Consider the following 3694-nt stretch of genomic DNA (forward strand, 5'->3'; position numbering starts at 1 on the left):
CGCTCCTTATACTACCTGAAGAGGGTGTTATTGAGAAAACCATCGAGGTGAACGAGTCAAAGACTGTAAACGATATTACCTTCGTTTTGGAACGTGTGGAGCTTACAGCAACCGAAGTAAAGTTTTATGTCTTTAATACCCCATCTGATTACGATTTGCCGCAAGGCCCTAATTTGCCTCCGCCACCACTTATGTCGCTTCACGCCGAGGCTGAATACAGTCTGGACGGGAAACGAACTATTGAGGCTGGTTTATCGGGAATTCGCTTTCTGGATGATGGTATGCTGCATACCTGGGACATGCTTGATCCGGTGCCGAAAGGTACTAGAGAGCTTACCTTCACTATAACCAAACTGGGTGAATGGGAAGGCCCCTGGGAATTCCATATACCTCTTGAGTAGGGATATGGTAATGATACTCGCATATGGATTCTGATTGTGATGGACACAAATAAAGCTGGATATCCTACCCGATATCCAGCTCACATATTCTGATTATTGAATAGCTTTATTATTAGCTCTTACCGATTACAAACACCTTGGTGCCGCAGGTAGGGTAAATCCCCTGAGTAGTAGGTCTTTCATTTTTCGTGGTAGCCTTGCCTGATAAAAGCGCGGAGGAAATAACTCTGGATGATAACTAACCCGGAGTAAGTAACACCGTTTTATAATATTGGAAGCGTTAGAATAAGGAGGGTTATTAAAATATGAAGATAAAGGCAATCTGGACAAGCTTAATTGCGTTGCTAGTATTATCCGTACTGCTCCTACCTAGCTGTCAAAAAGCGCCAATAAATCAGGAGATTCCGCCTGATCCCTTTACCACCACGTGGAACCTGGGTGATGAGGGAAGAACTTTCAGTATCAGCGGTAATAGCGCCGGTCATACCGCCGGCAAGGAAACAGAGTTCCAGTTAAGACTGGACAACCGCTCCGGTGACGACCCTTGGCAGGGAGAGTACTGCATCTTGCTGGTTGACCAAGACGGAATTGTGAAAGAAGTCGCTCACGAGCATTTTGACGTACCGGTGGGACTGGAGACGCAGAAGCCAGTGACCGTTGAGTTTCCAGGGAATTTCGAGGGGCCACTTGGTCTATGCGTTGTCATCCCACAGCGCGCTTCAATAATTACAACCCTATGGGTAGGTACAGGCCGTATGGGTAATGCCGGGCCATGGCCAAACATAAAGACATGCCCATACTACCTGACGGAAGAAGGCAGTCGAGAACTCGCTGAGAAATTTGTCCGCAATAGCCCCACGTTCAAGTTCGATGGTAACCAGGTAACCCTAGAACTAGTGGAAACTCTCTACCCTGATATTGAGAATGCCTGGCAATTCATCTTCCACTTTGAGAGCGCCCATGCCGGATATGGCGATAGGACCGGCCAGGTGCTTGCACAGGTAATGACTCCACACGAGGCTGTCATAACTATTGAGCAGGGTGAAATCAAGAACGCTGTCATGGATGAAAAGTGGGATATGATCCAACAAAAGCAAATCGATTCCTCACTACCTCCGCCAGCGCCAGTACCAGCTGCGCCAAACGACAGCATCGTAACAGCCAGGGTTATTGATATCATAAATACTTCCGGGGATTTTCCCTGGGAGATGTTAGTTGAGATTGAATCTTCAGAAGATGTCCCGGGATACATTAACGCTACAGCACACCTGATCGGAGAGCAGATCACATTAAAGACTATGGAGGACTTATCTGATATCGAGAGAGACCAGGTAATTACTGCCAATGTGAAATTAGAGGGGGATGAGAGAATAAGATTCTACTCAGCGGCAAATATAGAATAGACAGATTCCCATAATGACCAAAATAAAGGGGGGCCAGGAAATATACTCCTGGCCCCCCTTTGCCTGTTAATCAGATGCCTTTAGAACTCGAACAGCTCCGGCTGCTCGGCTTTGCCTTGCTCTTCGGCTTCCTCCCGTTCCAGTCTCCTGTCCGCCCTCTCCCTTTCCTGCCTTACCTTGACCCGCTGGTGGTATATCCAGTCCTTAAGCCTCTTAAGCTCACCCATCTGGCAACCATCAAGGCTCTCCACCCGGATATCCTCCGGCATCTCTCCACCCTTATGCCGGGTATAGGTTCTGGTAGAGACATAGAGATAGATCCGGCTCCAGTCGTGGTCCATCGGGAAACTCAGTCCGGCGGTGTAGAGATAGGCGCAGGCTTCGGCATCGGTACCGGTTTCATCTGCACCCTTTGAGGCCCTGATACCCATCTCTAATCTGTCCATCGTGATGGCTCCCTTAATCCAGTCGGGTAATGTTTCTCCCCAACCACCAGGGAATACCAGTATCGGGTCGGTGAATATCCCCACGATATCACTTACCATATCGCCTGTTTTTGGCACAAATACCCTCCTATATATTCTTTAGTTTTCGATTTACTAGCCGACTAATACCGGCTGCCGGCCGTGGTTGGCTATCCGTTTCTCTGCCTCAATAGCCCCGTCGGGTAAATCGCTACGGACAGCCTTGATTGCCGACTTGATGTAGTTAATCCGCTCGATGTCGCAAACAAGGCGTACCAGTCGCTGGTCAAGATACTGGGGCAGGTTAGGGATGTTCCGGGCCTCGTTAGCCACAATCCTGGCTCGTTCCAGCGGTTCGGCGGCCTGGTTTACCAGATCCTCGACCATGTCCATTGCCTCGCTTACCAGTAGCGCGCTCCATCTAATGGGCACAGTTTCACCTCCTCTCTTTAGATTTGCCCCTTACCACGCATAGACAAGGGGGTATTACTCCCACGCACTGGAGAGCAATACCCCCTCACTTACAAAAAAGAGCACAAAAAGGGTGCTTCACAACACCCTCTTTGTGCGTGTCCTTTTTGAGTTCAAGCGTTCAATTTCAGGCTACAGCGACCGGCTCTCTTACCTTACCCTTGCGCTTCGCTTTCGGTTTACTCTCTTTGATTACCGCCTCAGCCTCAACGACGGCGTCGGTCTCTACCTCTGGCCCCGTTTCCACCTCTGGCTCTGGTTCGGCTTCCGGCTCGGCTTGCGCTGGCTCCGGCTTTACCTCACTGGTAAGCATTGGCATTACCACCAGCTTATAGCCGTTAGTGGTAAAGAGGACTGGCGACTTGCCGTCGGTGAGCTTTAGCTCTGGCATACCGCCACAGGCTTTTAACGCTTCGGCAAGGTAACCGCCGTCTAGCCTGACCCTGTTAGCCTCACCCTCGATATCGGCTGGCATTGTGGCTTGCCCCTTATCATCGGGATTAGCTAGCACCATCATGCCGTTTTCAAGGGTAATGTCTATCGGGTAAGACTTACTGTCGGCAAGGGCTCTCAGTGAGTTAATCGCCTTACCTGCCTCAACGGTGTCGAAGTGAGCGGTGGTCTTAGCCTCGGTCGGGATTATCCTTTCCCAGTCGGGAAACTTGCCGTCGTCGCTAACCCACTGATAGCGGATTAGCTCGGTGTCAATGGTGAGCGTCTTGATATCCTCACCCTCAAAGCTAACCCTTGCTCTCTTGGCACTCCGTAAGGCGTTAGCTATTCCTGCCAAATCCTCACGGCTTATCAGGACTTCGCCCTCTCCGTCATAGTCAAGGCTTACTACCGCCAGTCTAAAGCCGTCGGCGCTTACCAGCGTTAGCTTACCCTCTTTAGCCGTAAAGAGAACACACTGTAATACTGGTCGAGTGTCCTCAGTAGCGGTAAAGGGTAATAC

5 protein-coding genes are annotated in these 3694 nt (G+C 50.1%); 2 read left to right on the top strand and 3 right to left on the bottom strand.

Annotated elements, in window-relative coordinates; genetic code table 11:
• The coding region (locus PHI12_14005; protein ID MDD5511900.1) for a hypothetical protein at positions 1 to 401 on the top strand (401 nt) is incomplete at its 5' end.
• Between the two features lie 305 nt (positions 402 to 706).
• A complete protein-coding gene (locus tag PHI12_14010) occupies positions 707 to 1804 on the top strand; it encodes a hypothetical protein (GenBank protein ID MDD5511901.1) in 1098 nt (365 codons plus the stop codon).
• A gap of 80 nt (positions 1805 to 1884) precedes the next feature.
• Here the strand turns inward: PHI12_14010 and PHI12_14015 are convergent, their stop codons facing one another.
• The 3 genes from PHI12_14015 to PHI12_14025 form a co-directional block, all read right to left on the bottom strand.
• Entirely contained in the window at positions 1885 to 2367 is a 483-nt protein-coding gene (locus tag PHI12_14015) for a hypothetical protein (GenBank protein MDD5511902.1), read from the bottom strand.
• A 36-nt stretch (positions 2368 to 2403) separates the two neighbouring features.
• The gene (locus PHI12_14020; protein MDD5511903.1) at positions 2404 to 2700 is read right to left on the bottom strand and encodes a hypothetical protein; all 297 of its coding nucleotides are present in this window, start codon (positions 2698 to 2700) and stop codon (positions 2404 to 2406) included.
• A gap of 166 nt (positions 2701 to 2866) precedes the next feature.
• Positions 2867 to 3694: DNA polymerase III subunit beta (locus tag PHI12_14025; protein MDD5511904.1), on the bottom strand; the 828-nt coding region annotated here is incomplete at its 5' end.

Source organism: Dehalococcoidales bacterium (assembly GCA_028716225.1).
Taxonomy (GTDB): Bacteria; Chloroflexota; Dehalococcoidia; order Dehalococcoidales; family UBA5760; genus UBA5760.